1 protein-coding gene is annotated in these 1,052 nt (G+C 50.8%); it reads left to right on the top strand.

Annotation, left to right across the window (positions count from 1 at the left end; genetic code table 11):
* Positions 1-79: 79 nt before the first annotated feature.
* Positions 80-997, top strand: coding sequence for an IS5 family transposase (locus CWE07_RS14245; protein WP_126819034.1), 918 nt, complete (start codon positions 80-82; stop codon positions 995-997).
* Positions 998-1,052: the final 55 nt, after the last annotated feature.

The following is a 1,052-nucleotide window of genomic DNA, read 5'->3' on the forward strand; positions in this document are numbered from 1 at the left end:
GGCCTTGTTGAACAAATAGTGGAACTTTCTCAGTTAGCGTTGATCAGATCGCCAAACCACGCTGATACTAGACACCGCAATGAGCAAAGCAAAATACCGAGTTAAAAACTGGTCTGAATACAACAAAGCCCTTAAACAACGAGGCTCAGTGACGTTCTGGCTGGACGAGAAAGCTATCGCTCAGTGGTGGCATGATACACCAAACGGCAAACGTGGCAGAGACCTGACATACAGCGACCAAGCTATCGTCACGTTCATGATGCTTCAGGCTGTGTATAAACTCAGCTTGCGCAGTACCGAAGGTTTCTTAAACTCCTTGTTTAATTTGATGAATGTGCCGCTAAAAAGCCCTGATTACAGCAGTGTCAGCAAGCGGGCTCGCACAGTGAAGGTGAAAATACCACGCCCGTCAGGTCCTGTAGCACACGTGGTGTTTGATGCGACCGGACTAAAAGTATTCGGTGAAGGCGAATGGAAAGTGCGCAAGCATGGCCAGGAAAAGCGTCGTACTTGGCGTAAACTCCACCTAGGCGTAGACGTCGAAAGCCAACAAGTCGTGTGTGAAGAAGTCTCTCTGGTTAATGTCGGAGACAACGAAGTTCTCCCGACGATGCTAAAGAAAATGGGCCGCCGAAAAGTAGGCAAGGTAACCAGCGACGGAGCCTACGACACCAAAGAATGTTACCGGGAAATAGCCCGTAAAAACGCAATACCATGTATACCGCCGCGCAGCAACGCTAGATACTGGCGTGGAGACCACCCGCGAAACGACGCAGTTAAAGCCTTGAAGCAAGGCCAGTTAGCGCAATGGAAGCATGATACCGGTTACCACCAGCGTTCATTAGCGGAAACCGCGATGTGGCGGTTCAAAAGCCTGACCGGCGAGCGGTTGCGTTACCATAGTTACAACGCGCAGGTCGGAGAGGGTTATGTACGGGTCGCCGTACTTAATAAATTAACCCGCCTTGGCATGCCCGTGAGCGAAATGGTGCGTTAACCCCAGGTGGGAAAGGGGCAATTTTACCCTCGGTACGGATTTGATCAACAAGGCC

Origin of the sequence: Aliidiomarina maris (assembly GCF_003987335.1) — a bacterium.
GTDB lineage: Bacteria > Pseudomonadota > Gammaproteobacteria > Enterobacterales > Alteromonadaceae > Aliidiomarina > Aliidiomarina maris.

Excerpts from the sequence above, each read along its gene's own strand:
- CWE07_RS14245 (WP_126819034.1), top strand. The coding sequence starts at position 80 with ATGAGCAAAGCAAAATACCGAGTTAAAAACTGGTCTGAATACAACAAA.